The organism is Hydrogenophaga sp. (genome assembly GCF_030651625.1).
Classification (GTDB): Bacteria; Pseudomonadota; Gammaproteobacteria; order Burkholderiales; family Burkholderiaceae_C; genus Hydrogenophaga.
The window spans coordinates 54,727-81,411 of the sequence record NZ_JAUSCF010000030.1; the positions used below are offsets into that span (position 1 = coordinate 54,727).

Annotated in this window: 22 protein-coding genes; 13 read left to right on the plus strand and 9 right to left on the minus strand. The window is 63.6% G+C overall.

Translation table 11 applies throughout. The features are described from left to right. Nucleotides 1-93: 93 nt before the first annotated feature. Together Q7V46_RS13930 and Q7V46_RS13935 are read right to left on the minus strand one after the other, a co-directional pair. Complete coding sequence (locus tag Q7V46_RS13930; protein WP_304914151.1) at nucleotides 94-1,170, minus strand: ABC transporter ATP-binding protein; 1,077 nt, start codon at nucleotides 1,168-1,170, stop codon at nucleotides 94-96. Next, complete coding sequence (locus Q7V46_RS13935) at nucleotides 1,170-2,246, minus strand: ABC transporter ATP-binding protein (RefSeq protein WP_304914152.1); 1,077 nt, start codon at nucleotides 2,244-2,246, stop codon at nucleotides 1,170-1,172. The genes Q7V46_RS13930 and Q7V46_RS13935 overlap by 1 nt, the downstream gene beginning before the upstream one ends. A 162-nt stretch (nucleotides 2,247-2,408) precedes the next feature. Here Q7V46_RS13935 and Q7V46_RS13940 point away from each other — a divergent pair, with 162 nt between their 5' ends. The 8 genes from Q7V46_RS13940 to Q7V46_RS13975 all read left to right on the plus strand — a co-directional run bounded on the left by Q7V46_RS13940 (nucleotide 2,409) and on the right by Q7V46_RS13975 (nucleotide 14,546). Then, nucleotides 2,409-3,191 carry a DeoR/GlpR family DNA-binding transcription regulator gene (locus Q7V46_RS13940; RefSeq protein ID WP_304914153.1) on the plus strand — a complete coding sequence of 261 codons (783 nt, stop codon included), beginning with the start codon at nucleotides 2,409-2,411 and terminating at the stop codon, nucleotides 3,189-3,191. A 29-nt stretch (nucleotides 3,192-3,220) separates the two neighbouring features. Continuing rightward, complete coding sequence (glpK, locus tag Q7V46_RS13945; RefSeq protein WP_304914154.1) at nucleotides 3,221-4,714, plus strand: glycerol kinase GlpK; 1,494 nt, start codon at nucleotides 3,221-3,223, stop codon at nucleotides 4,712-4,714. Between the two features lie 163 nt (nucleotides 4,715-4,877). Beyond that, nucleotides 4,878-5,705 (plus strand): pyrroline-5-carboxylate reductase, encoded by an 828-nt coding sequence (proC, locus tag Q7V46_RS13950; protein WP_304914155.1) that lies wholly within the window; start codon nucleotides 4,878-4,880, stop codon nucleotides 5,703-5,705. Nucleotides 5,706-6,498: 793 nt separating this feature from the next. Then, nucleotides 6,499-7,242, plus strand: a complete 744-nt coding sequence (locus tag Q7V46_RS13955; RefSeq protein WP_304914156.1) for a Crp/Fnr family transcriptional regulator — start codon at nucleotides 6,499-6,501, stop codon at nucleotides 7,240-7,242. A gap of 144 nt (nucleotides 7,243-7,386) precedes the next feature. Then, entirely contained in the window at nucleotides 7,387-8,346 is a 960-nt protein-coding gene (locus Q7V46_RS13960) for a Crp/Fnr family transcriptional regulator (RefSeq protein ID WP_304914157.1), read from the plus strand. 307 nt (nucleotides 8,347-8,653) lie between these two features. Then, nucleotides 8,654-12,955, plus strand: coding sequence for an ATP-binding protein (locus Q7V46_RS13965; protein WP_304914158.1), 4,302 nt, complete (start codon nucleotides 8,654-8,656; stop codon nucleotides 12,953-12,955). Beyond that, a complete protein-coding gene (locus Q7V46_RS13970; RefSeq protein ID WP_304914159.1) occupies nucleotides 12,952-13,776 on the plus strand; it encodes a response regulator in 825 nt (274 codons plus the stop codon). Before Q7V46_RS13965 ends, Q7V46_RS13970 begins: the two co-directional genes overlap by 4 nt. Continuing rightward, nucleotides 13,776-14,546 (plus strand): Crp/Fnr family transcriptional regulator, encoded by a 771-nt coding sequence (locus tag Q7V46_RS13975; RefSeq protein WP_304914160.1) that lies wholly within the window; start codon nucleotides 13,776-13,778, stop codon nucleotides 14,544-14,546. Before Q7V46_RS13970 ends, Q7V46_RS13975 begins: the two co-directional genes overlap by 1 nt. A 716-nt stretch (nucleotides 14,547-15,262) precedes the next feature. Here the strand turns inward: Q7V46_RS13975 and Q7V46_RS13980 are convergent. From Q7V46_RS13980 to Q7V46_RS13990, 3 genes are all read right to left on the minus strand, one after another. Beyond that, nucleotides 15,263-16,204 carry a UbiA family prenyltransferase gene (locus Q7V46_RS13980; RefSeq protein ID WP_304914161.1) on the minus strand — a complete coding sequence of 314 codons (942 nt, stop codon included), beginning with the start codon at nucleotides 16,202-16,204 and terminating at the stop codon, nucleotides 15,263-15,265. A 150-nt stretch (nucleotides 16,205-16,354) separates the two neighbouring features. Then, entirely contained in the window at nucleotides 16,355-16,858 is a 504-nt protein-coding gene (locus Q7V46_RS13985; protein ID WP_304914162.1) for a Dps family protein, read from the minus strand. Between the two features lie 32 nt (nucleotides 16,859-16,890). Beyond that, nucleotides 16,891-17,850 (minus strand): hydrogen peroxide-inducible genes activator, encoded by a 960-nt coding sequence (locus Q7V46_RS13990; protein WP_304914163.1) that lies wholly within the window; start codon nucleotides 17,848-17,850, stop codon nucleotides 16,891-16,893. Nucleotides 17,851-17,984: 134 nt separating this feature from the next. Here Q7V46_RS13990 and Q7V46_RS13995 point away from each other — a divergent pair, with 134 nt between their 5' ends. Continuing rightward, nucleotides 17,985-18,521 (plus strand): hypothetical protein, encoded by a 537-nt coding sequence (locus tag Q7V46_RS13995; RefSeq protein WP_304914164.1) that lies wholly within the window; start codon nucleotides 17,985-17,987, stop codon nucleotides 18,519-18,521. A gap of 90 nt (nucleotides 18,522-18,611) precedes the next feature. Here Q7V46_RS13995 and Q7V46_RS14000 read toward each other — a convergent pair whose 3' ends face one another. Further along, the gene (locus Q7V46_RS14000) at nucleotides 18,612-21,062 is read right to left on the minus strand and encodes an ATP-dependent DNA helicase RecG (RefSeq protein ID WP_304914165.1); all 2,451 of its coding nucleotides are present in this window, start codon (nucleotides 21,060-21,062) and stop codon (nucleotides 18,612-18,614) included. 103 nt (nucleotides 21,063-21,165) lie between these two features. Between Q7V46_RS14000 and Q7V46_RS14005 the strand changes: the two genes are divergently transcribed. Both Q7V46_RS14005 and queA read left to right on the plus strand, forming a co-directional pair. After that, a complete protein-coding gene (locus tag Q7V46_RS14005) occupies nucleotides 21,166-21,783 on the plus strand; it encodes a flavin reductase family protein (protein ID WP_304914166.1) in 618 nt (205 codons plus the stop codon). A gap of 78 nt (nucleotides 21,784-21,861) precedes the next feature. Beyond that, complete coding sequence (queA, locus tag Q7V46_RS14010) at nucleotides 21,862-22,962, plus strand: tRNA preQ1(34) S-adenosylmethionine ribosyltransferase-isomerase QueA (RefSeq protein WP_304914167.1); 1,101 nt, start codon at nucleotides 21,862-21,864, stop codon at nucleotides 22,960-22,962. Here the strand turns inward: queA and Q7V46_RS14015 are convergent. From Q7V46_RS14015 to Q7V46_RS14025, 3 genes are all read right to left on the minus strand, one after another. Next, nucleotides 22,954-23,265 (minus strand): non-heme iron oxygenase ferredoxin subunit, encoded by a 312-nt coding sequence (locus Q7V46_RS14015; protein ID WP_304914168.1) that lies wholly within the window; start codon nucleotides 23,263-23,265, stop codon nucleotides 22,954-22,956. The genes queA and Q7V46_RS14015 overlap by 9 nt on opposite strands. 133 nt (nucleotides 23,266-23,398) lie before the next feature. Then, nucleotides 23,399-23,893: an aromatic-ring-hydroxylating dioxygenase subunit beta gene (locus Q7V46_RS14020; protein WP_304914169.1), complete on the minus strand. Its 495-nt coding sequence runs from the start codon at nucleotides 23,891-23,893 to the stop codon at nucleotides 23,399-23,401. Continuing rightward, the gene (locus Q7V46_RS14025; RefSeq protein WP_304914170.1) at nucleotides 23,890-25,209 is read right to left on the minus strand and encodes an aromatic ring-hydroxylating dioxygenase subunit alpha; all 1,320 of its coding nucleotides are present in this window, start codon (nucleotides 25,207-25,209) and stop codon (nucleotides 23,890-23,892) included. The genes Q7V46_RS14020 and Q7V46_RS14025 overlap by 4 nt, the downstream gene beginning before the upstream one ends. Nucleotides 25,210-25,476: 267 nt before the next feature. On the opposite strand from Q7V46_RS14025, the gene Q7V46_RS14030 reads away from it, so the two are divergent. After that, the gene (locus Q7V46_RS14030) at nucleotides 25,477-26,421 is read left to right on the plus strand and encodes a LysR family transcriptional regulator (protein ID WP_304914171.1); all 945 of its coding nucleotides are present in this window, start codon (nucleotides 25,477-25,479) and stop codon (nucleotides 26,419-26,421) included. Nucleotides 26,422-26,532: 111 nt separating this feature from the next. Continuing rightward, nucleotides 26,533-26,685: a hypothetical protein gene (locus Q7V46_RS14035; protein ID WP_304914172.1), complete on the plus strand. Its 153-nt coding sequence runs from the start codon at nucleotides 26,533-26,535 to the stop codon at nucleotides 26,683-26,685.

The following is a 26,685-nucleotide window of genomic DNA, read 5'->3' on the forward strand; positions in this document are numbered from 1 at the left end:
GCTTGTTTGGAGCGGTGCTGCACTGCGCTCACTGGACTACCCTCCGTGCTACACACTGCGGGGCTACGCGCCTTCGGAGCGGCCGTGCGGCGCTCATGAAACCAATGCCTCGTTTTGATAGAAGCAGGTGTGGTCGCCCAGCACCTGCAGGTGGACGGTGTCGCCGGGCGATGGCGCGGCGGCTTCGGGCGAGAGCCGGGACTTCAAGCTGTGTTCGCCGACCTGGCAGGTGACCATCAGGTAGGTACCGATGTCTTGCACTCGCTGCACCTGTGCAGGCAAAGTGCCCGCTTCTCCGGCGGCGGACAGCGCCAGGTATTCCGGGCGGATGCCCAGGGTGAGCGGGCCCGATGGGAGGTTGCGCTGCTGGGACACCTCCAGCGTCTGGTTCAACACCTGCAGCTGGCCGGCCTCGTGTTGGGCGGGCAGGAAGTTCATGCCGGGGGATCCGATGAAGTGGCCGACGAAGGTGTGGGCCGGGCGTTCGAACAGCGCTTCGGCGGGGCCCACCTGCACTGCGCGGCCGCGTGTCATGACCACCACTTCATCAGCAAATGTGAGGGCCTCGACCTGATCGTGTGTCACGTATATGAGCGTGAGCTTGAGTTCGTGGTGGATCTGCTTGAGCTTGCGGCGCAGTTGCCACTTCAGGTGCGGGTCGATCACGGTCAACGGTTCGTCGAACAACACCGCCGACACGTCAGAGCGCACCAGGCCGCGGCCGAGCGAGATCTTCTGTTTCTGGTCGGCACTCAGGCCGGCGGCGCGCATGTCGAGCTGATGGCTCATTTCCAGCATTTCTGCGATGCGGCCCACGCGCTGTTTGATTTCTTCCGCTGGCACCTTGCGGTTCTTCAGCGGGAATGCCAGGTTCTGCGCCACGGTCATGGTGTCGTAGATCACCGGGAACTGGAACACCTGCGCAATGTTCCTTTGCTGGGGACTGAGTCGGGTGGCGTCGCGGCCATCGAACGTTACCGTGCCCTGGGACGGTTGCAGCAGGCCCGACATGATGTTGAGCATGGTGGTCTTGCCGCAGCCTGAAGGACCTAGCAAGGCGTAGGCGCCGCCGTCCTCGAAGGTCATCTTCAGGGGCAGCAGGGCGTAGTCTTCGTCCTGCTGGGGGTTCGCCTTGTAGGCGTGCGCGAGGTCGAGTTCGATACGGGCCATCAGACGGCCTTTCCAGGTCTTGCCGGCGCCCGCACCAGCGGGCCCTTGGCGTCAAAGACAAACAGGCTCTCGGGGTTCAGGTAGAGCGTGATCGGGTCGCCCAGCGGGCAGTCGTGCACGCCGGTGAGCTGTGCCACGAGTTCGCCGACCGCGGTGTGCACGTGTACGAAGGTGTCGGACCCGGCGATTTCGGCCAGTTCGACGCGCCCGGGCAACGGCACGTCGCCGGGGCGCGGGTTCACCCGCAGCGTGCCAGCGCGCGCGCCCAGAATGAGCTGGCTCGGCGCGTGCGCGGGCAAGGCCATCTGCCAAACCGCATCGCCGCCCACCCGAACGCCACCTGCCACCGCTTCGGCTTCCATCAGGTTCATGGGCGGATCGCTGAAGGCGCGCGCCACGCGGATGCTTTGCGGCGCATGAAACACCTCGGCGGTGGGGCCGTACTGCAGCAGTTCGCCGGCGTCCATGACGGCGGTGTAGCCGCCCAGCAGCAAGGCCTCGCCGGGTTCGGTGGTGGCGTACACCACCGTGGAGTCGCCCGTGGAAAACAACTGTGTGAGTTCCTCGCGCAGCTCCTCGCGCAGCTTGTAGTCCAGATTCACCAGCGGTTCGTCGAACAGCATCAGCGGTGCCTGCTTGGCCAACGCACGCGCCAGTGCCACGCGCTGCTGCTGCCCGCCGGAGAGTTCGGCCGGCAGACGGTCGAGGAACATCTCGATGTGCAGACGCGCGGCCAGTTCGCGCACCTTGCGATCGGCGTCGCGGTCGCCGCGCAGCCGCATGGGCGAGGCGATGTTCTGCGCCACTGTCATGGAGGGGTAGTTGACGAACTGCTGGTAGACCATGGCCACATTGCGCTGGCGCACAGGCACCCTGGTCACGTCAACGCCGTCGGCCACCACGCGGCCGGTGCTGGCCACGTCCAGGCCAGCCATGATGCGCATCAGGCTGGTCTTGCCGGCCTGGGTGGCACCCAGCAGCACCGTGACGGCACCTGACACCAGCTTGAGGCTTTGGGGGTAGAGGTGGACAGAAGGCCCCACGGTCTTGCCCACTTGCTCCAGAGAAAGCTGCATTCGAATCCCAGTGTGAAAAAACGCACATCCGGAAGCGGCGTGTTGTTTCGTTTCGCCAATTTTATTGTTCGTTTATGTTCCTTTTTATTCGGTATTTACCCTGAGTCGGGTGATTTTGTTTTCCGTTATGTTCGAGCTGTCCCATCTTTGTCTGCCCATCGAATGAACCTGAATCCGCGCCACACGCAACTGCTCGACGAGGTGCGCACCAGCGGACCGCAAACCATTGAGGCACTGGCCGAGCGCTTTGGCGTGACCCTGCAAACGGTTCGCCGGGACGTGCAACGCCTGGCCGAAGCCGGTCTGCTCTCGCGCTTCCACGGCGGCGTGCGCCTGCCAGGATCAACCACCGAAAACATTGCTTACCGGCAGCGTCAGGCCATGTCCTCAGAGGCCAAAACCTGCATTGCGCGCGCGGTGGCACGACGGGTACCCAACGGCTGCTCGCTGATCATGAACATCGGCACCACCATCGAGGCGGTGGCCCACGAACTGCGCCACCATCGGGGCCTGCGCGTGATCACCAACAACCTGCACATTGCATCGCTGATGAGCACCCACCCGGATTGCGAAGTGATCGTCGCCGGCGGCCAGGTGCGCAGCGCCGACCAGGGCATCGTGGGTGAGGCCACGGTGGATTTCATGCGCCAGTTCAAGGTCGACATCGGCCTGATCGGCATCAGCGGCATCGAAGGTGACGGAACGCTGCGCGATTTCGACTACCGTGAGGTGAAGGTGGCACGCACCATCGTCGAACAGTCGCGTGAGGTGTGGCTGGCGGCCGATCACAGCAAATTCAACCGGCCAGCCATGGTGGAACTGGCACGGCTGGACGACATCGATGTGCTGTTCACCGACCAGCCGCCCCCGCCCCCGTTCGATGAACTCATGGCGCTGGGCAATGTGGAATGTGTGCTGTGCGTCGCCGACCCTGACATCCACTGATCCTGCCTATTTTTTTTCCGAAAGCCGAGATGACCTACCTGTTGGCCCTGGACCAGGGCACCTCCAGCTCCCGCAGCATCGTGTTCGATCGTGAGGGGCGCGTCGTGACCATGGCGCAGCGCGAGTTCCCGCAGATCTACCCCCAGCCCGGCTGGGTGGAACACAACCCGCTGGATCTCTGGCAAACGCAGCTGGCCACGGCCCGCGAAGCCTTGAAACAGGCCGGGCTGCGTGCCGATCAGATCCACGCCGTGGGCATCACCAACCAGCGCGAGACCACGCTGGTGTGGAACCGCAAGACGGGCGAGCCGGTGTACAACGCCATCGTCTGGCAGGACAGGCGGGCGGAAGCCACTTGCGCGGCGCTGCGCGAGCAAGGCTTGTCGGACACCGTACTGCAGAAGACCGGCCTGCGCATCGACGCTTATTTCTCAGGCACCAAGCTGAAGTGGATCCTCGACCACGTGCCCAGCGCCCGCGCACAGGCCAAGCGCGGTGAGCTGGCCTTCGGCACCGTGGACAGCTGGCTGATCTGGCAATTGACTGGCGGCGCGCGCCACGTGACCGATGTGAGCAACGCCTCGCGCACCATGCTGTTCAACGTGCACACGCGTCAGTGGGACGCCGAGTTGATGGCGGCGCTGGACGTGCCGGTCAGCCTGATGCCAGAGGCTCTGCCATCGAGCGCGCACTTCGGGCAGATGGACGCCGAGTGGCTGGGCGCACCGCTGGAGATTGCCGGCGTCGGTGGTGACCAGCAGAGCGCATTGTTTGGCCAGGCCTGCTTCTACGCGGGCATGGCCAAGAACACCTACGGCACGGGCTGCTTCATGCTCATGCACACCGGCGAGCGCTTCCAGACCAGCCAGAACGGCCTGATCACCACCGCCACCGCGCAGCCGCCTGGCACGCCACAGTACGCGCTGGAGGGCAGTGTGTTCATTGGCGGTGCGGTGGTGCAGTGGCTGCGCGACGGCCTGCGCGCAATCGAGTCCAGCAGCGAGGTCCAGGCCCTGGCCGAGAGCGTACCGGACGCCGGTGGCGTGGTGCTGGTGCCCGCCTTCACCGGCCTGGGTGCGCCCTACTGGCAGCCCGAGGCGCGTGGCAGCATCACCGGCCTCACCCGCGGCACCACCATGGCCCACATTGCCCGCGCAGCGCTGGAAAGCATCGCATTTCAGAGTGCAGCGCTGCTGGACGCAATGAGCCGGGATGCGGTTGCCGCAGGGGGCGTGCCGGTGAGCGAGCTGCGCGTGGACGGTGGTGCCTGCGTGAACGACCTGCTGATGCAGTTCCAGGCCGATCTGCTGGGTATCCCCGTGGTGCGCCCGGCCGTGATCGAGACCACGGCCCTCGGCGCGGCCTACCTGGCCGGCCTGCACACCGGGCTGTACACGGGGCTGGAAGAGTTGTCGAGCCAGTGGAAGGCTGAACGAACCTTTCACCCCACGCTGTCGCGCGAACGCGCAACCGAGAAGATGGCGCAGTGGGAACATGCGGTCAGACAAACTGTGGCGGCGTAGCCGCCACACCCCCCGCGCCGCTTCGCGTCACCCCCCTGGAAGGGGGGCGGCACCTTGGACCGGCGAAGCCGGATCTTCGGTGCCCCTGGACTGGTGAACTTCGCTCCGGAGCCGCGCTTGGTTCGCTGCTTGGATTTGACTTGCCTCGGGCGACAATGGCGGAATGAACACTCCTACCCATCCCACCATCACTTTCATCGGCGGCGGCAACATGGCCAGCGCCATTGTGGGCGGCTTGCTGCGTCAGGGTCATCCGGCCAGCGCCATTCAGATTGTCGAGCCCTGGGACGAACAGCGCGTCAAGCTGGGTCAGCAGTTTCCTGGCGTCGCCGTTCTGCCCGCTGCTGGCCCGGCGCTTCGGCCCTCCGACCTGGTGGTCTGGGCGGTCAAGCCGCAGACTTTCAAGGAAGCGGCCACCAGCAGCCAGCCGCACCTGGCCGGCGCGCTGCATTTGAGCGTGGCGGCCGGCATCACCAGCGAGAGCATGGCTGGTTGGTTGCAGACGCAGCGCATCGTGCGGGCGATGCCCAACACCCCTGCCTTGGTGGGGCTGGGCATGACCGGGCTGTTTGCCCGTGCGGGTGCCAGCGATGCCGACCGCGTGCTGGTCGAGACCGTGGTGAAGACCACGGGTGAGCTGGTGTGGGTAGCGTCGGAGGAACAGCTGGACGCAGTGACCGCGATCTCAGGTTCAGGCCCGGCCTACGTGTTCTATTTTCTGGAAGCCATGCGCGACGCAGGTGCCCGCATGGGCCTGCCACCCGAGGTGGCCTATCAGCTCGCGGTGGGAACGTTCATTGGGGCCTCCACACTGGCGCAGCGTTCGGACGATCCGCCACAGACACTGCGGGAGCGTGTCACTTCCAAGGGCGGCACCACCTATGCGGCGCTTACCTCGATGGAAGCGGCGGGCGTGAAGGTCAAGTTTGAGGAAGCGCTGTTCGCCGCGCAGAAGCGAGCCGAAGAACTCGGCCGCGAATTCGGCGAATAAGCTTCGCGCGGCTCGCGGACGCAGTGTGCTCTGCTCCGCGGCTGTCCCCCGCCATGGGCCTTGCCCTTTGCTCCTCCTTTATGCCGCTGCGCAGAGCACACTGCATCCTCGAAAAGGAATGGCGAGCGAGGACTGGAATGGGCACATTGCTGTCACCTGCGAAAGTGAACGACGGTCGAGCAGCGATTGCAGACGATGGAGATGCAGCGATGAGCACTTGGTCGTTGCCACACTGCAGTCATTCAAGCTCCTGCAGTGAGAGGGCTTGAGAGTCAGCCATCGGGGGTGCTGCAGACTTCGCAGGACCAGGTGTGGCACACACACTGAGCTTCGATCCGCCTACCCCAGATGTTCTTCCTTCAGCAAGCGCACTCCTTTGGCATGTCGGACATCGGCCATAAGCTTCCCGCCAGGCGAGGTGGTCGTCGGCAAGACCTACAGCGAACCGTTTCAGGGCTGGAACGTGCTTGACACACGAACTACGGAAATGGATGACTGCAATTCCGGTTGCTGTCGATCTGATCAGCGCGAAACGGCTGGCAGGTGCGCGACGCCGGCCCGACTCGCACCGCACGCTATCGTACAGACGGCGTCGCATGCAGGGTCGACCATCGTGATCACGATGATCGACGGCGGGCTTTCGATCGACGCGGCTCCTCCTCAAATGCGAGATTGGCGCGTGTCGGTGCGATCGCAACATGCAGCAGACGGAAGGGCGGCAACGTCACTGACGGCCACTGGACAAAGGAAGCTCCGTCATCCATACCGACCCACCCTGTGAGGCCCGCCATCCATGAAACACAAAGAAAATCAACTGCTTGGGGCACTAGACGACGACGTAAGGCAACGGCTCGCAAGTGCGATGAGTCCCGTCGACCTGAAACTCGGGCACGTCGTCTGCGAGGCCGGCGGCAGGCTGGAGCACGCGTACTTCCCGCAAGGGGCCGTGTTGTCATTGCTCACGGTCATGGAAGATGGTTCGGCGATCGAGACCGCCAATATCGGACGTGAGGGTGCGTTTGGCATCTTCGCGGCCATGTACAGCCGTGTCTCCTTCAATCGATCCTTGGTGCAACTGGCGGGGCCGATGATTCGATGTTCGATCTCAGCGCTTGAGCAGGAGTTCTCGAAAAGCAACAAGGTGCAGAACCTCTTCGTTAGTTATTCCGAGACGCTGTTGTCCCAGATCCAGCAGACGGTCGGCTGCAACGCGCTGCATACCGTGGAGGAAAGGATGTGTCGCTGGCTACTCATGATGGACGACCGGGCCGAAGGGGAGGCGATGGCCTATACCCATCAGTTCCTCGCCGAGATCATGGGGGCCAACCGCACGACGGTTTCACTGGCCGCCCAGGCGATGCAGGACAAGGGACTGATCGCCTACCGCCGTGGAAACATGCAGGTGAAGGATCGCGCAGGGATGGAAAAGGCGTCCTGCGAGTGCTATGCCATCGTCAGACGGCGCTTCGATTCCTTTCTGAGTCCCCCTGCTCACGCGGCCAACACGCTGGGCAAAGGCCGGAATACGACCCCCTAGAAGTTCCCCCCACAGGGTTTCTCTGGTGCCGCGTTAACCGGCGTTGCAGATCCCTCTCTCGCCGGAAACTGCGCGCTATGTAGCGTATACAACAGACATCGACCGAGCCAGCGACCACGATACCGCCGTTTGTCGGAGGAACGAGTGCGCTATAAGACACCACTTGAGCTGGCCGAACGCGAGGTGCCGAACTTCGATAGGACCGGGGCCGGGTTGACGCCGCGACGGAAGGTGAAAACCATCACAACGTCGCGATATGGGGAAAATGAATTGATCGAAGAAAATCACCTGCATTTGTCATCGGCCAGTTCGTCCCACCATGAGCAAAACCAACTGCTCGCTGCCATACCTTTCGAGGATTGGCGTCTCATTGAGTCCCACTTGGAGTGGGTTGAACTCCTGGCGGGCAGCACGCTACATGTATCAGGCGGCGCCCTGAGACACGTCTATTTTCCGACGACGGCCGTTGTATCGCTGATTTCGACCATGTTGGATGGCTCAACCGTTGAGGTGGCAGCGGTAGGTCCAGAAGGCATGGTGGGCGTGGATGCTTTCATGGGCAGCAGCAACTCCAACGACGGCACGTCTGCCAGCGGCACCTTTTCTGTTCAGAACACGTCACTTGTGATGCGCAGCGGGCACGGCTACCGCATGAGCGCTCAATCAATCGCAGATCATGCCAAGCGATCAGCGCAAGTAATGCACCACCTGCTCAACTACACCCGCACCTTGTTCTCACAAATATCGCAGACCTCGGCATGCAACCGCCATCACTCGCTCGACCAACAACTCGCTCGCTGGTTGTTGGTGCACCTTGAGCGTCAAGGTGACGATGAACTGAACATTACACAAGAGCGCATTGCCAGCATGCTCGGTGTGCGTCGTGAGGGTGTGACCGCCGGAGCAATGCGCCTGCAAAGAGCGGGCGTGATTCGTTACGGCCGTGGACAGATATCTGTGCTGGACAAGGACGGTCTGAAGCTCCACAGCTGTGAATGTCACGCGGTGATTCGTGGTGCGTATGAACGGCTGTCTCGCGATGCAGCGCCGCAAGCACCGCTTTCGGCTGACGTCTCTCCCATCCGCGGTCACTCTCAAAATTGAGTTGGGCGGCTTTCCAGCTGTTGATCTGGCCTCTTTCTGAGGAACTCCCTCGCATCGCCCGGTTGGTCCGTTAAAGCTGCTAAGTTGCACTCTAGAGTCGTATTCTCGCTACTCCACTGATCGATCACATTGGGCACCCAAAATGCCCAGAGCCAAATTCCTTGTCATTGAATTGAATCGTCGTATTGCAGTGACGTAATCCCGCACCTACAAGGTTCCTTTGAAACACAATGACCAACTAGCCGCTGAACCAAATCCTCTTGCCTTTCTATTGGGCGGTGGCGAGATGGGCAACTTGATTCGGTCGATGGACTGGTCAGCGAGCGCGCTGGGACCGGTTGAGGGGTGGCCGCAGAGCCTGCGTACGACCGTCAGCATCTGCCTGGCCTCGGACCTGCCCATTTGCGTCATCTGGGGGCCGGGCCTGGTCCAGATCTACAACGATGCCTACCGGGTCATTTGTGGCAACAAGCATCCTCGCTCAATGGGGCAAAACTTCTCTGAGTGCTGGAGAGAGGCGTGGCCGGTGATTGGCGAGGCGCACGACTCGGCCCTGGCCGGCGACACGGCCTTCCTCGAAAGCCAGCAGATTTTCCTTGAACGGCACGGGTACGTAGAGGAGTGCTTCTTCACTTTCTCATTCAGCCCCATTCGGGACGAGGCCGGTCGGGTCGGCGGCCTGTTCCACCCCGTCATCGAGATGACGACCCAGATGCTCAGCGAGCGACGGACACGGGCGCTGCGCGACCTTACAGCTCAAACAAACAAAGCCAAGTCTGTCAGCGAAGCGCTCTGCTTGTCCGCTCAGTCCCTCGCAGAATACGTCCTTGACGTGCCGTTTGTCCTGTTCTACGAATTGGACCCCGACGGTGATGAAGCCCGGCTGGTCTGCGCGACCGACCTTCAGGCTGATACTGTCGCCAACACGAACACCGCAGGTTCCGGAATGAAGGAACAGACTCCTTGGCCGCTGGAGGAAGTTGTACGCTCTGGGTCGGCAGTGCAGGTGAACGACATGCGCCAAAGGACCAGCCAGGCTTTGCCTGGCCCCTATCCCGAACCACCGAATGCGGCACTGGCCCTGCCGATCATCCTGCCAGGTGCAGACCGCCCCGCCGCCATCCTCATTGCGGGGGTCAGCTCTCGACTGAGGATGAACGAGGCCTACCGGAGCTTCTACGACTTGCTCGCAGCCGCCGCAACCACCGCCGTCGCGCATGCCCGGGCCTATGACGACGAGCGGCGACGTGCCAGGGCGCTGGCCGAACTCGACCGGGCCAAGATCGCCTTCTTTTCCAACGTCAGCCACGAGTTCCGCACGCCACTGACCTTGATGCTGGGGCCAGTCGAAGACGCACTGGCCGCAACAGATGAGCATTTGCCGCCGTTGCAACGGGAGCGGCTGGAAGTCGTTTACCGCAACGGGCTGCGACTTCAACGCCTCGTGAACAGCTTGCTGGATTTCTCAAGAATCGAGGCTGGTCGGGTTAGCGCGGCCTATGAGCCGACAGCGCTGGCCGACTTCACCACCGACCTCGCCAGCAACTTTCGCTCGGCCTGCGAGAAGGCTGGATTGGAACTTCGCATCGATTGCCCACCGCTCAGCGAGCTGGTGTTCGTGGATCACCACATGTGGGAGAAGATCGTTCTCAACCTGTTGTCGAACGCCTTCAAGTTCACCTTTGAAGGGGAAATCGCTGTGTCTATGCGACAGGTCGACCGCGCCGTCGAACTGCGCGTCCGCGACACGGGCACGGGCGTCCCCGCCGAGGAAATCCCTCGGCTGTTTGAACGCTTCCACCGGGTCGAAAACGCGCGCGGCCGCACGCACGAGGGGAGTGGCATCGGGTTGGCCCTGGTGCAAGAGCTGGTCAATTTGCACGGTGGCTCGATCAGCGCCGACAGCGAGGTCGGACGCGGTACGACGTTCACCATCTCGATTCCGATGGGATCGCAGCATCTGCCCCAGGATCAGCTCGGTAACAGGCCTGCTGCCCCGCAGCCCACTACGGGGGCGAATCCGTTCGTCGAGGAAGCTCTCCGCTGGCTTCCCGACTCCGAACAGCGCTCTGCCCTCGAATCGGAGTTGCCATCGATTCAGGACGATCCAGCAGACACCGCCACCTCGCCAGATGGGCACGATGACAAACGTCCCCTGGTGCTGGTCGCCGACGACAACGCGGACATGCGGCAGTACGTCGTCCGTCTGCTCGGCTCGCATTACCGCACTGAGGCCGTGCAGGACGGGGCGGCGGCGCTTGCGGCGGCACGCAAGCGGATGCCGGATCTGATCCTGACCGACGTGATGATGCCTGGGCTCGACGGCTTCGGGCTGTTGCAGGCGTTGCGCGCCGACCCTCGGATGCGCGGCGTGCCGGTCATCATGCTTTCTGCCCGTGCCGGGGAGGAAAGCCGGATTGAGGGCTTGCAAGAAGGGGCCAACGACTATCTGGTGAAACCGTTCAGTGCCAGGGAGTTGTTGGCCCGTGTGGCGGCTCAACTTCAAATGGCCCGCATTCGGCGGGAGAGCATTGTGGCGATCCAGGCCAGCGAAATGCGCTATCGCGCCTTGGTCACGGCCAGCTCCGATGTGGTTTACCGCATGAGCCCCGACTGGCGCGAGATGCGCGCACTCGACGGCCGCAGTTTCTTGGCCGATGCCCCCGAACCAACGACCAGCTGGCTGCAGGACTACATCCACCCGCAAGACCAAGCGCGCGTGCTGGCCGCGATCGAAACAGCCATTGAGGCCAAGGGCGTCTTCGAGCTGGAACACCGCGTGCTGCGCGTGGATGGCGAACTGGGCTGGACACATTCGCACGCGGTGCCTATGCTGGACGAAGACGGTGCCATCGTGGAATGGTTCGGCACCGCCAGCGACGTCACCGAAATGCGTCGTGCGAAGCAGACGCTGGTTGAATCGGAAGAGCGCTACCGCAGCCTCTTCAATGCGATCGACGAGGGCTATTGCATCCTCGAGATGATCTTCGACAACACCGGCAAGGCCGTGGACTACCGCTTCCTCGAAGTGAACCCGGCGTTCTCCGAGCTGACGGGGTTGGAGAACGCGGTGGGCCGGCGCATCCGCGACATCACGCCCGACCTTGAAGAGCACTGGTTCACCACCTACGGCAAGGTGGCGCTGACCGGCAACGCGGTGCGCTTTGTCAACGACGCAAAGTCGATGGACGACCGCTGGTTCGACGTCTATGCGATGAAAGTGGGCGGGCCGGACAGCCGCAAGGTCGCGGTGCTGTTCACCAACATCACCGAACGGCGGCGCACTGAAAAAGCGCTGCTGGCCAGGGAGGTCGACCTCATCGATGCGCTGGCTGCCGCCGAAGACGCCAACCAGGCGAAGTCGGACTTCCTGTCGCACATGAGCCACGAACTGCGTTCGCCATTGAATGCCGTGCTGGGCTTTGCCCAGTTGCTGCAGTCCGGCACGCCGCCACCCACGCCGCGACAGGAAGAAAGCGTGGAAGAGATCCTAAAAGCAGGTTGGTACCTGCTGGGCCTGATCGAAGAGGTCCTGGACCTGTCGCTGATCGAATCAGGCCGCCTGTCCTGCGTGCTGGAGCCGGTGCCGTTGGCCGAGGTGCTGTCCGACTGCCAGGCGCTGGTGGAAGGGCAGGCCGCAGGACATGGCATACGCCTGAGTGTTACCCAGCCGGGCGACGCGTGCATCGTCATCGTGGACCGCACCCGCCTCAAGCAGGTCTTCGTCAACCTTCTCAGCAATGCCATCAAGTACAACCGCGAAGGAGGCACGGTGCAGGTGCACTGTGAAGCCGCGGGGCGGGGCCGCATCTGCATCCGCATTGAAGACAGCGGCAGCGGCCTGAGCCCCGAGCAGCTCACCCATATTTTCCAGCCCTTTGAGCGCCTGGGTCGGGAGACTGGAGCGATCGAAGGCACTGGTATCGGCCTGGCACTGAGCAAACGCCTGGTGGAATTGATGAACGGCCGCATTGGCGTGCAAAGCGCAGTCGGCCAGGGCAGCGTGTTCTGGGTGGAGCTGGATACGTCTGGCGCCCAGATATCGGCGCCAGCGAGCTCCGCCGAGACCACCCTTGCCAGGCTGCAAGTCGCGGCGATACCCGAACCCGCTGCGGCCGGCCGACGCCCATTCACCGTGCTGTGCGTGGAAGACAACCGTGCCAACCAGCTGCTGGTGCAGCGCCTGCTGGCGCAGCGCACCGATGTGCGCCTGCTGCAGGCTGGGGACGCAGAGCACGGCTTGCAGCTGGCACGCACGATGAAGCCCGACGTGGTGCTGATGGACATCAACCTGCCGGGCATGAGTGGGCTGGAAGCGATGGAGCACCTGGCTGCAGACGCAGCCACTGCGCACATCCCGGTCATTGCGCTCAGCGCGCTGGCGATGCAGCACGACATCGAAAAAGGCCTTCAGGCTGGCTTCTTCCGTTACTTGAGCAAACCGATCAAGATCGATGCCTTCACCGAAGCGCTGGACGCGGCCCTGGACCTTGCCGATCGGCCGGAGGAGGCGCCAGCCAGAGCGGTTGTTGTACAGCCGACACGCACGGCAAGCTCGGTAACCCCGAGACCCGTGGGAAAGAACCCAAAGAAAGTACATACGCCATGATCACTTCCAGCGACATCCTGGGCGCCCGCGTCCTCATCGTCGACGACCAGGAAACCAACGTGCGCATGCTTCAGCGCCTGCTGTCAGACGCAGGCTACAGCCAGGTCACGGCGACCCTTCAGCCGGATGAAGTGTGCGCACTACACCGGCAGCATGACTACGACCTGATCCTGCTGGATCTGCAAATGCCCGGCATGGACGGCTTTCAGGTCATGGAAGGCCTGAAGACCATCGAGCGCGACCCTTACCTTCCGGTGATCGTGCTGACGGCGCAGCCCGGTCACAAACTGCGTGCGCTGAATGCCGGGGCCAAAGATTTCATCAGCAAGCCGCTGGACCTGACCGAAGTCCACACCCGCATCCGCAACATGCTGGAAGTGCGTTTGCTGTACCGCCAGCTGGCGCTGCACAACAGCCAGCTCGAAGCCACCATCCTGGAGCGCACGCAAGAACTGCGGATCAGCGAAGCGCGCTTTCGCAGTTTGACCGAACTGGCGGCCGACTGGTACTGGGAGCAGGACGAATCCGGGGCCTTCACGAAAGTGTCGGGGCCGGTGCTTGAAATGTTGGGCATCCAGGTGGATGCATTGATCGATGCGCCGCAAGACACCCAGCAGATCGGCTGGAACGAATCCGAGCGCGCGGCCTTGCTCAAACGCATCGCCGCGCGCGAACCCTTTCTGGATTTTCACCTTAGCCGCCAGGAGGTGGACGGAGAACATAGGCAGTTCCGCGTGAGCGGGCAACCGATGTTTGACCGAACCTGCCGCTTCATCGGTTACCGAGGTGTGGGTGTTGAAGTTTTGAAGGACAGCCATTGATGGATGCCTTGATACGTCGGCAGCACCTGCCGAATCCGTTGCCGCAGCCCGAACTGCACGGCGCGCGGCTCAACCACCTGTTGGCCGCCTTGCCGGACGTGGACTTCGACCTCATAGCGAGGCACTTGGAGCCGATCAACTTGCGCTTGGGTGAATCCATCTATGAACCCGACAGACCCCTGCATCACGCCATCTTCCCGACCACTTCCATCGTGTCGCTGCACTACGTGACCGCAACCGGCGCATCGGCAGAGACAGCTGCCGTTGGTAGAGAAGGAATGGTGGGCTTGGCGCTTTTCATGGGCGGCCACACCACCGCCAGTTCAGCCCGCGTGCTCGTGGCCGGTGGCGCCGTTCGGCTGCCGGCGGGCGAGTTGCGGCGGGCCTTCGATGGCGTCGGCTCGCTGCGAGGGTTGCTCTTGCGAGACGCCCTCTCGCTCATCGCCCAGATCACACTGTTCGCTGCCTGCAACCGGCATCACCCCATCGAACAGCAGTTCTGCCGCTGGTTGCTGTGTGCCCTGGACCGCCTGCAATCGGGCGAAATGGTGATGACCCACGAACTCGTCGCCAACACATTGGGTGTGCGTAGAGAAAGCATCACCGAAGTGGCGGGGCGCTTGCAGCAGGCTGGCGTGATCCGCTACCGTCGCGGCCACATCTCGGTACTGGACCGTGCCGGGCTCGAACATCGAGCTTGCGAATGCTATGCCGTGGTCAAGGGCGAGCAGCTCAGACTGCTGGCGTCGATTCCAGCAAGCCATGGCTGAAACGCCGCATGGACGTGTGTTGTTGCCGACGGCAGCACCGACCCGGTGCTTCCTCCAGGGCACCTGCAATACCGCGAAATCCCAGGCCGCCGGCACCTTGGTGATCGATGTCCGATAGCGCCGGATCGCCTTCAGCTGCCTGACGCTGACGAAGCGCTTATCGACATCATCAGGCCGAGCGGCACCGGTTTCAGGCCGCTTGAAGCGCCAGGCTACGGGCCGGCGCACGAGGCAGTGCCGGGCGTGGACCGGGGCACCACGGTGACCGCTGGGGCTGCAGGCCGATGGCTTTCACGATGAGCTCCCGAGGTGGTGCTCCCGCAGGGTCTCAAGTCGCGTGCCGCGCCTCAATCGCTCAAACTGCTGCCCACCTGTGAGTGCCTGCGGATGCGGGGACTCACAGGTGGCCTCGGTTCATCTGCCACCGGCGGCTCTCGAGGCGATGAGTTCGGGGCGGCCTATGTCGCAAATGGGTCGCGAAGAGCTGGTCGCCTGGGCGTGCAGGAGACGTTCGGCACCTCGTGCGCCCAACCCTGTTGAGTGGCCGCTGCTGTTGGTGTAGCGGTCGGTCGCCTGGCAGGACGACGAACGACAGGTTCCGGCGGCGGCGGTCATTGGGCTGCGAAATCTGGCCAGCTGCAGCCAGTCTTGACTTGACGATAGACAGGACGAGGTGAACGGCGCTGCGTTGGCCGATCTGAGTCATCGCCGTTGGCTCAAACCAGGCCGACCATCACGCCGAGGAATACCGTAAACCCCAGCCAGTGATTCAGGCGGAAGGCCTTGAAGCAGCCTTCACGGGTGCGGTCTCTGATCAATGTGAAATGCCAGGCCACCTGGGCCAGGGCCACCAGCAACATGGCACCCCACACCCAGAGGTTCACCGTGCCCCAGAGCACTGCGCTCCAGATACCCAGAAACACCAGATAGCAGCCAATCACGACGGGCACGTCCAGATCACCCAGGGTGATCGCCGAGGTTTTCATGCCGATCTTGAGATCGTCGTCGCGGTCCACCATGGCGTATTCGGTGTCGTAGGCGATCACCCAGAACAGGTTGCCGAGCATCAGCGCCCAGGCCAGGGGCGGCACGCTGTGCCATACACCTGGCCAGAAGCCGGGCGCCTGCCAGACTGCTGGCGCCATCAGCTCCCACATTGGCCCGCCATAGACCGCAGCAAAAGCCATGGGAATGCCGAAACTGAACGCCACGCCCAGCACCGCCTGCGGCATGGAAACCACTCGCTTCGCGTACGGGTAGACGATGGCCAGCACCAGCCCCAGGGCAGACCAGACGATGGTGGCCAGGTTGGTGGTGAGCACCAGCAGAAACGCCGTAAAAGCCAGTACCGCGCCCAACGTCAGCGCTTCTTTCACACCAATGCGCCCACTGGTCACGGGCCGCTGGGCGGTGCGCTTCACGTGCTTGTCAAACTCCCGATCGGCCACATCGTTGACACAGCAGCCGGCACTGCGCATGAGGATGGTGCCCAGCACGAACACCAGCAGCAGATGCACGCCAGGAAAACCATCGGCCGCCACCCACAACGCCGAAAGCGAAGGCCACAGCAACAGCAGCCAGCCGGCCGGTCGATTCCAGCGGATCAGGTCGAGATAGAGGGCGAGCCGCGAAGGCGTGGGGGCCGTGGATGCAACCATGAAAAGAAACAGGAAAACGTGACTTCTTAAAACAGCGTATCCGGTGCGAAATGGCTGTGTCCAGAGATGCCGCGGAACTGGCTCCGCCAGGCCGCGGGCATCGCCCCCTTGAGGGGGTGACGCGCCTTCGGCGCGGCGCGGGGGTGTTTTCTATTCTTCCAAAATCGAACGCAACATCCACGCGGTCTGCTCGTGCACCGTCAGTCGCTGAGTGAGCAAGTCGGCCGTGGGCTCATCACCGGCCCTGTCCACCACGGGGAACAACTCGCGCGCCGTGCGGGCGACCGCTTCATGGCCCTGCACCAGGATGCGCACCATCTCCATCGCCTTGGGAGGCGCGGCCGGCGCGTCGGGCACCGAACTGAGCTTGCCAAACTGCGCATAGCTGCCCGGAGCCGAATGGCCCAGCGAACGGACGCGCTCGGCGATGGGGTCCACCGCGGTCCACAGTTCGGTGTACTGCGCCATGAACATGGCGTGCAGCGAATTGAACATCGGGCCAGTCACGTTCCAGTGGAAGTTGTGCGTGGTCAGGTACAGGGTGTAGGTGTCGGCCAGCAGCTTGGACAGGCCTTTGGCAATGGCGGCGCGATCCTTTTCGCCGATGCCGATGTTGATGGGGGGCGCGGCGATCTTGCCGGTGGTTTTGGCCATGAAAAGCTCCAGGGTAACGTTGAAAAAAGCAGTCAGGAGAGGCGTTTGACGCCCGGCAGCCGGCAGGCGTAAATCGCATTTCGAAGTTCGGCGATGGCCTCGTAGCGGGTGAAGCTGCGGCGCCATGCGAGCACGACGCGGCGGGTGGGCGCTTCGCCAGAGAACGGAAGGTAGCGCACATACGACGAATCGCCGAAGTCCTGCCCCGCATTGACAGCCCCTTCCAGCGCCGAGCTCGGCACGGAAAGACGCGGCACGAGGGTGATGCCCATGCCGGCAGCCACCATGTGCTTGATGGTTTCCAGCGAAGATCCTTCAAAGCTCTTGCGTATGCCTTCTGCGTCGTTGCTGAAGCGGGCGAATTCGGGACAGACCTCCAGCACGTGGTCGCGAAAACAATGGCCGGTGCCCAGCAGCAACATGGTCTCTTTCTTGATCTGTTCGGCTGTGATGTGACTTTGCTGGGCCAGGGGATGGGTGTGCGGCACGGCAGCCAGAAACGGTTCGTCGTACAGGGGCGCAATGGCCAGGTTGGTGTCGGGAAAGGGCTCGGCCAGAATGGCGCAATCAATCTCGCCCAGCCTAAGTTGCTCGAGCAACTTGACGGTGAAGTTCTCTTGCAGCATGAGGGGCATCTGCGGCGTGCGGTCGATCACCTGACGCACCAGGTCCGGCAACAGGTAGGGGCCGATCGTGTAAATCACACCCAGCTTGAGCGGCCCGGTCAGCGGGTCCTTGCCTCGTTTGGCGATCTCCTTGATGGCGGCGGCCTGCTCCAGGACCGTCTGCGCCTGGCGCACGATCTCCTCCCCCAGCGGCGTGACCGCGATTTCATTGGCATTGCGCTCGAACACCTTGAGTTCAAGCTCCTCTTCCAGCTTCTTGATGGCCACCGACAGTGTGGGCTGCGATACGAAGCAGGCCTCGGCCGCCTTGCCAAAATGCCGTTCACGAGCCACGGCCACGATGTACTTGAGTTCGGTCAGCGTCATGGACACATTTTGCGCCATGAGCGAATCGCTGACAAAAGCCGTTCGTTGCTGGTCCGCGCGATGGACTCTTCTATACTTTGCCGGTCGCGCTGGTTGAAAAGCCAGCACACCAACCCCTCAAGGACCCCCCACTCATGAACACCCGGACGTCCCTGCTGGCCTGCGTCAGCGCTGCCTTCCTTCTGGTCGCCTGTGGCGGCGGCTCCAGCAGCAGCTCCAATGACGACAATGGATCGGGGACCGCACCTGGCGAAACGGCGGACAAATACGCGGGCAGTTGGCGCACCGAATGCCGGGAAGACTACGCGGTGGGTGAAAATCCGGCATTCCCTGGCGGCCGGTCCCAGTTCACGGGGTTGGTGCTGGCAAAAACGGGCGCGACCGCCATGAACTTTGCCCAGAATACGGCCGAATACGAAACCCCGGATTGCAGTGGTCCGCGCACCGCGCTGTTCACCAGCCGCGGCACGGTCACACTTGATGGCGGCAAGCGGATCGGCAATGTGCAGACCGACAGGGCCACCTTCACCACCACATCAGGCCCGGTGGTGATTGGCAAGGTCCTGCTCTGGGTCAACACTGGCCTGCTCTACAAGGGCACACAAGCGCCCCGAGATGCCCAGGGTTACCCCAACCAGATGGAAACGAACGAGCCCTGGTCGCCCATCTGAGAAGGCTGGGTTCCCGGGCCTGACAATCAGCCCGCCACGTCAGGCGGGCTTTTTTTCGCCCTGGCCACTTTGGCAACGGGTCGCATTCGATCAGGCCTTCAGGTACTCGCTGCGTGCGCCGAGCCAGCGGGCCACATGCTTTTGCGCTGCATCGGGGTGCTCTGCCAGCATCACGGGAGCGGCCGCGCGTGCCCAGGCCAGCAGATGGGTGTCGGTGGCGAGGTCCGCAAAACGCAGCAGCGCAGCCCCTGACTGACGGGCGCCCAGAAATTCACCCGGCCCACGGATTTCCAGGTCGCGCCGGGCGATCTCGAAACCGTCGTGGGTCTCTGCCATGGCGCGCAGGCGCTCGCGTGCGGTTTCACCCAGACGCCCACCGTCTGGCGGCGTGTACATCAGCACGCAGGCCGAAGCAGCGGCGCCGCGCCCGACCCGGCCACGCAACTGGTGCAACTGGCTCAGCCCAAACCGCTCGGCGTGTTCGATCACCATCAGCGAGGCATTGGGCACGTCCACGCCGACCTCGATCACGGTGGTGGACACCAGCACGCCCATGTGACCGCTGGTGAAGAGCGACATCACCGCCTTTTTTTCTGCCACCGGCATGCGCGAGTGCAGCAGGCCCACGGTAACAGTAGCTCCCCCCTGCGCCGCTGACGCGGCTTCCCCCCTCTCTGGCGCGCCTTCGGCGCTGGGAGGGGGGACGCACCCTGTGGCCCGGCCAAGCCGGTTCCACGGGTGCCCTGGAACAATGCCCTTCGCTCCGGAAAGGTTCGGCGCTCCGCCCTGCGCTGTTGACGCGGGTTCCCCTCTCTCTGGCGCGCCCTCGGGAGCCTTGGACACAAACGCCCCTCCCCGGAAAGGCACTGCCGGGCTGTTGAGCGCCGCATTGAGTTCGGCGTGCGTGGCGGTGGCGTTGGAAAGATCGATTGACTCGCTCTCTTCGATCAGTGGGCACACCCAGTACACCTGCCGGCCCTGCGCCACCTGGGCGCGGATGCGCTCGATCACCTCGGCGCGGCGGTTGTCGGACACGACCTTGGTGACGATCGGGGTGCGTCCCGGTGGCAGTTCGTCGATGGTGGAGACATCAAGGTCGGCGTAGTAGCTCATGGCGAGCGTTCTGGGAATGGGAGTGGCCGTCATCATGAGCAGATGGGGCTCCACCACGGTCGATGGCTCGCCGCGCGTGGCCGCATTCCCCCTCAAGGGGGAACCACCTTGCGGCCCGTTCTGAGCCGGTCGAGGCGCGCCATCGCCGCGGCTGTCAAAGACATCCGGTGTCGTCTTTGCTCGCAGCGCCAGCCGCTGCGCCACGCCAAACCGGTGCTGTTCGTCGATGATGGCCAGCGCCAGGTTGCGGAACTGAACCTGTTCCTGAATGACCGCGTGTGTGCCCACCACCAGCGCGGCTTCGCCACTGGCAATCAATGCCAGCATTTCGTTGCGCTGCTTCTTTTTCTGGCTGCCTGTGAGCCAGGCCACGCGTTTGCCTAGAGGTGCCAGCAGCGGCTCCAGCCAGCCGATCAGTTTGGCGAAGTGCTGTTCAGCCAGAATTTCGGTGGGGGCCATCAGCGCGCACTGCCAGCCGGCGTCAATGGCCACCGCCGCGGCCAGGGCCGCCACCACGGTCTTGCCCGATCCCACATCGCCTTGTAGCAGGCGGTGCATGGGCACCGGGCGGGCCAGGTCGGTGGCAATCTCTTCGCACACCCGGCGCTGTGCAGGGGTCAGGGCGAACGGCAGCGCACCCAGCAACTGTTCATGCAGGCCGCCGGGACGTGTGGTCAACGCCGGTGCGCGAAAGGCATCGCGTTCGCGCTTGGCCATGAGCTGCGACAGTTGTTGCGCCAGCAACTCTTCGGCCTTGAGGCGCTGCCAGGCCGGGTGGCTGCGGTCTTCCAGCGCAGCCATCGAGACATCGGGCGTGGGGTGGTGCAGACAGAACAGCGCCTCCCGCAACGAGCTCAAGGGTGCGCGCAGCCCACTCAAACTGTTTTGCAGGCTCTGCAACAGTTCGGGTGACAGGGTTTCGCTCAAATCGGCACGCTGCAGCCCTCCTGCCACCGCCTTGCGCAGGTAGGCCTGTGGAAGCTGGGCGCTGGTGGGGTAAACCGGGGTGAGCGCGTCAGGCAAGGCCCCACCTGCTGCATGAAACGCCGGGTGCATCATGGTCCGGCCCATGAACCCACCTCGGATCTCGCCACGCACCCGCACCCGCGCGCCCACCGCCAACGCTTTTTGGTGCGATGGGTAAAAGGTGAAGAAACGCAGGGTGCAGGTGTCGGAGCCGTCGTCCAGCGTCACCAGCAGTTGCCGGCGCGGGCGCAGTGTGATTTCGCTGTGGGTGACCGTGCCCTCCACCTGCACCAACTCCCCCTCGCGCGCGTCGGCCAGCCGCACCACCCGGGTTTCGTCTTCGTAACGAAGCGGCAAGTGAAGCGCCAGGTCGATGGCACGCTCCAGGCCCAGCTTGCGCAAGGCCTTCTGGGGTGCGGACAGCGCAGTCGTGGCGGGTTTGCCTTCGGCTTGGGCGGGCATGCGCGCATTGTGCCCGGCAAAGCCTGAGCGCCATTTCCACAGCGCGTGCAGGCATCGACGCCTTCCCCTAGGATTGAGTGCCTATTCGAGCCCGACACCCCCAATGGATGCCACCCACTTCTACGAACCCGCCCAGGGCCACGGCCTGCCGCACGACCCGTTCAATGCCATCGTCGGGCCACGGCCCATCGGATGGATCTCCACGCTCGGCGCCGACGGCGTGCACAACCTGGCGCCGTACAGCTTCTTCAACGCCTTCAACTACGTGCCGCCCATCGTCGGGTTCTGCAGCATCGGGTACAAGGATTCGGTGCGCAACGTGGAGGCGACTGGCGAGTTTGTGTGGAACCTGGTGACGCGGCCGCTGGCCGAGCAGATGAACCAGACCTGCGCACACGTTCCACCCGAGGTGGACGAGTTCGCCCTTTCCGGGCTCACGCCGGTGGCTTCGCGCGTGGTGGCCGCACCGCGCGTGCAGGAAAGCCCGGTGAGTTTTGAGTGCAGGCTGTCGCAACTCGTGCGTCTGACTTCGGCCGCGGGTGCGCCCATCGACAGCTGGCTGGTGCTGGGTGAGGTGGTGGGTGTGCACATCGCGCGGCATCTGTTGAAAGACGGCATCTACGACACAGCGAACGCCGGGCACATCCTGCGTGCCGGTGGCCCGGCCGACTATTTCACCATTGGCCCCGAACAGCTGTTCCACATGTACCGACCCCGGTGAGCCACGGGAGTCGGAACTGCGACAATCTGCGTCTTCGTTTTCTTCACTTGGAACGGGCCTGTCCGACCCTCAAGCTGCATGCCTTCTTCTGCTTCCGATGCGCGAACCTTCAGGGTCGCCGACTTCGATTTTTCCCTGCCCGACGAACTGATTGCACAGCACCCGGCCGCCGAGCGCAGCGCATCCCGGCTACTTGACGGCCGTACGCTCCCTCCCGCAGACCGCATCTTTCGCGACCTGCCCGACCTGCTCACCGCTGGCGACCTGCTGGTGTTCAACGACACGCAAGTGGTGAAGGCGCGCCTGTTTGGGGAGAAATATTCTGGTGGCAAGCTGGAACTGTTGATCGAGCGCGTGCTGCTGCCGCACGAAGCCCTGGATGGATCGCCTCAGGAGGTCGTGGGTCATCTGCGGGTGAGCAAGAAGCCCTTGCCGGGCGGCCTGCTGCACATGGCTGGCGGCTCGCAGGGCAGCGGCTTCGACGCGGTGTTTCTGGGGCGCTGGCCCGACGAACGCGGCCAGTTGTTCCGGCTGCGCCTGCAGGGTCCTGCGGGCGAAACGCCGTACGAGCTGATGGCGCGCCATGGCCATGTGCCACTGCCCCCCTACATCACCCACACCGACGACGCCGATGACGAGCGGCGCTACCAGACCGTGTTTGCCCGTGTGCCCGGCGCGGTGGCCGCACCCACCGCTGCGCTGCACTTCGACGAAGGCGTGCTGGCCGCACTGGAGGTGCACGATGTGCAGCGCGCTAACGTGACGCTGCATGTGGGCGCGGGCACGTTTGCCCCCATGAAAACCGAGCGCATTGAGGAACACGTGATGCACCACGAGCGCTACGCGATCCCCCCAGAAACCGTGCAAGCCATCGCCGACTGCCGGGCGCGCGGCGGCCGCGTGGTGGCCGTGGGCACCACCACCGTTCGCACGCTGGAGACTTGGGCGCGCACCGGAGAAACCACCGGCGACACCAACATCTTCATCACGCCGGGTTTCGATTTTCGTGTGGTGGACCTGCTGGTGACCAACTTCCACCTGCCCAAGAGCACTTTGATGATGCTGGTGAGCGCCTTTGCCGGGTACGAAACGGTGATGGCGCTGTACCGTCACGCTATTGCGCAGAGGTACCGGTTCTTCAGCTACGGGGATGCGATGCTGCTGGGGCGGTCAGCCTAGATCCAACAGCACGCGCCCGCTCTCGATCTTCACCGGCCACACCTTGATCGGCTCGGTGCAGGGTGCGAAGGTGGCGGCGCCCGTGCGCAGATCAAACCGCCCCTGGTGGAACGGGCATTCGATTTCGTGCCCCTCTATAAACCCGTCGCACAGACTGGCGTTGCCGTGGGTGCAGAGGTTGCTGGTGGCGAACACCTCGCCGTTCACCGAAAACAACGCGATATCGCGCCCACCCGGCGCCACCGGAATACCCGCACCCTCAAACAGATCGGCCTCGGCGGCCACGTCGGTCCAGTTGCTCATGAACGTTGCTCCAATTGATGGGGGTGATGTCTCCGGCGCGAAATGCCAAAGTCCAGGATGCGGTGGAACCGGCTTGCCGGGCCACTCGCATCGCCCCCTGCAGGGGGTGACGCGAAGCGGCGCGGGGGTGGGCCTAGATGGGATAGATGATGGAATTGGGGATCATCTCGCTGTCGTAGATGCACAGCCGCTGAGCGAACTTCCATCCGCCGGACGTGGGAGCGACGATGTCGAAATAGCGCCCCACGTTGAACACGGTGCTCGGCCCGTCCAGCTTGGTGCGGAACACCGCATAGTTCGCTTCGCAATGCAGCCGCCCTTCGTCCTCGACCTTCCGCACCACCGGCGCACCCACCACATGACGCTGGTAATAGGGGTCGTGGAACAGGGTTTCCTTGATGCCGTAGACGCGATCGCGCAGCATGGCCTGGCTGTCGAACGCCAGCGTAGCCAGCGGAAAACCGCGCTCGAAGTTCTCGCGGGGTTGCAGCTTGTAGACACAGTCGGTGGTGAAAAAGGTGGGCCACAGGTCCCACTGGCCGCTGTCCACTGCGAGTGCGTAATCGGCGTAAAGGGTTTGCAAAGCCTGGTAGGTGGCGAAGTCCAGGGGCGGCGGCGTCGGGTTCATGCCGATGTCTCCGCCGGGGAGGCCACAGCATCGGCTTCCATCACCTTGCGCCAGTATTCGTACATGCCACGGATCAGCGTCTCGGTCACCATGTGGTCGGTATCGCCCACCTCACGGCCGCCGAGTTCGGCCAGGGTGCGGTGCAGCGGTTTGCTCTTGAAGGCCTGCTGCGAGAACTCGATCACTTCGCCGTCATCGGCACTCACGAAGCCGGCCGGGCCAAACAGATTGGCCTGGCGAAGACGACGCTGGGTCATCTCTTCGCTGTCGTCGGCAAAACCGAAATGGGTCCAGACAAAGTCGAACGCCCCGGTTCCATCGGGCTGGATGTGGCGCGTAGACACGCTGTTGACCTGCTGCTGAAAGATCACGCTGGGGAACAGCGTCATCATCACCGCTGAAGGCATTGCTTCGTCCAGTTGCCACCAGGCCTCAGGGACGATGTCCAGAAACCGTGGGTCTTCCAGCTGCATGCTCTCCTTGAAGCTGGACACCTGGGTGACCTGGGAAGCCTGACCGCTGGCCTGGCCAGCGCTGCCACGCGTCGACACCATGGCCGCGTGGCGGTGGTGCTCGTCCATCAGCAACTGGCTCTTGTTGTCGGCACGCCAGAGCCCGAAAGTGACGAACCAGGTGTGCAGCAGGCCCGGGTGGTACGGGTCCTTGATGTTTTCCTGCATGAGCTTCCAGTTGCCCGGAATGCGCTGGCGGTTGTAGCCCAGGATGGTGAGTTTTCGGCCATTGAACAGGCGGTCGAAGTAGGTAAGGATCGCCGGGCCCATGTAGTCTTCGAGCGACTCCACATCATGGTCGAAACTGGCGAACACCACGCCGCCACGCACCGCCACCTTCAGCTTGGTCAGCGAATGTTCCTTGGGGTTGAAGTCGGCCGGCATGCCGCCGTTGACCTTGCCATCCTGCCGCACGCCGCGTCGGAATGGCACGCCTTGCAGGTCGCCATTGGTGGCGTAGCTCCACTGGTGGTAGGGGCAGACAAATTCCTTTTTGTTGCCGTGACGCTCGCGGCAGAAGCGCATGCCTCGGTGGGCACAGACGTTTTCCACCACGTGCACCGCACCGTCTTCGGCCCGGGTCATGATGACCGAGCGCTCGCCGACCACGGTGCGCTTGAAGTCGCCCGCGTTCGGGATTTCGGCTTCCAGGCCCACGTAGCTCCAGTGGCCCTTGTAGAAAAACCGCTCCAGCTCGCGCAGGTGCCGCTGCTCGTCGGTATAGACGGCAAACGGGATGCGGCTGGTGCCGCCCAGTTCCCAGGGCAAGGCATCCGGGCCGGGCTTCGGAATTGGCGTGCTCACGGCTGTCTCCTGTTTTTGTGAGGTCAAGGGTCATGATGGCAAGCTCTGCGTCATCCAGCAATCGAATTCCGGGAATACCCACTATTCATCAATGAAATAATGATGAGGGCCCGTACAGAAATGGGCTGCACAATTTTTCGGGCCCTGGCCGGCGCGCTGCTGCGTTGCGCACCGCTTGCAGTGTTCACACTGCGGCGCGTCGCACGCCTTGCCTCGCATCCGGCGATGGCCGCCAAGTCGCACACCCTATTCCCGCACGGACCCTGCATGGACCTCGCCGACATGGATCTCAACCTGCTGGTGGTGTTTCACCACTTGCTGCGCGAACGGCGCGTTTCGCGCGTGGCTCAGACCCTGGGCCTGAGCCAGCCGGCGGTGAGCAATGCGCTGCGCCGCTTGCGCACCCAACTGGATGACGAGCTGTTTCTGCGCACCCCGGGCGGCATGGAGCCCACGCCGTACGCACAACAGCTGGCCGTCCCCCTTTCGCAGGCGCTGGACACCTTGCGCGATGCACTCAACGTGCGCGCCTCGTTCGACCCTGCCACCAGCTCCCGCTGCTTCACGGTGGCCATGAGTGACGTCGGCGAAACCTACTTTCTGCCGGTGCTGATGGACGCGCTGGCGCAACATGCACCTGGCGTCACCTTGCGCTGCATCTCGGTGGCCGATGCCGCGTTGCGTGATGACATGGCCCAGGGCCGGGTGGACCTGGCGCTGGGTTCGTTGCCGCAACTTCAGGCCGGTTTCTTCCAGCAGGCGCTGTTTCGGCAGCCCTATCTGGCCCTGATGCGCCAGGGCCACCCGCTGGCCGGGCGCAAGCAGGTATCCCGCACACAATACCGGCAGGTGGGCCATGTGCGGGTGATCGCCGCCGGCACCGGTCATGGCCGGGTGGACCGTGCGCTGGACCAGCTCGGCGTGGCACGCCGGGTGCAGTTGACCGTGTCGCACTACGCCGCGCTCGGCCATGTACTGGGCAGTACCGACCTGCTGGCCACCGTGCCCGAGCGTTTTGCGCAGCGCGTCACCGGACCTTTCCGGCTGGTCACCCGGCCGCTGGCGCTGCCCTTGCCCAGCAGCACCATTGCCCAGCTCTGGCACGCCCACCTGCACCGGGACCCCGGGCACCAGTGGTTGAGGGCACTGGTGGCGCGCCATTTCGGCAGCGAAGCCGATCTACCGCTCGAACGGGCGGTCACGGCCCCCTGAGCGCCACGCGTCAGTTTGTAACAACTTCCTGTCCACTCGTGCAGTTATCGCGACCGGTTGCAGCGAGAATCGCGGGCAGCCCTTTTTTTGACGCATTCCCCTGACAGCACCGTGATTGAAATCTGCACCCGCCTCGGCCTCGCCCTCGTCCTTTCATTGACCCTCGCCGTGCTGCTTGCCTGGGGGTGGGACAGTTCCGATCCGTTGCCCATCGAAAGCGACCGCATGGTCGAAGCCTCCGGATCGCAAGCACCGGCGCAGTGA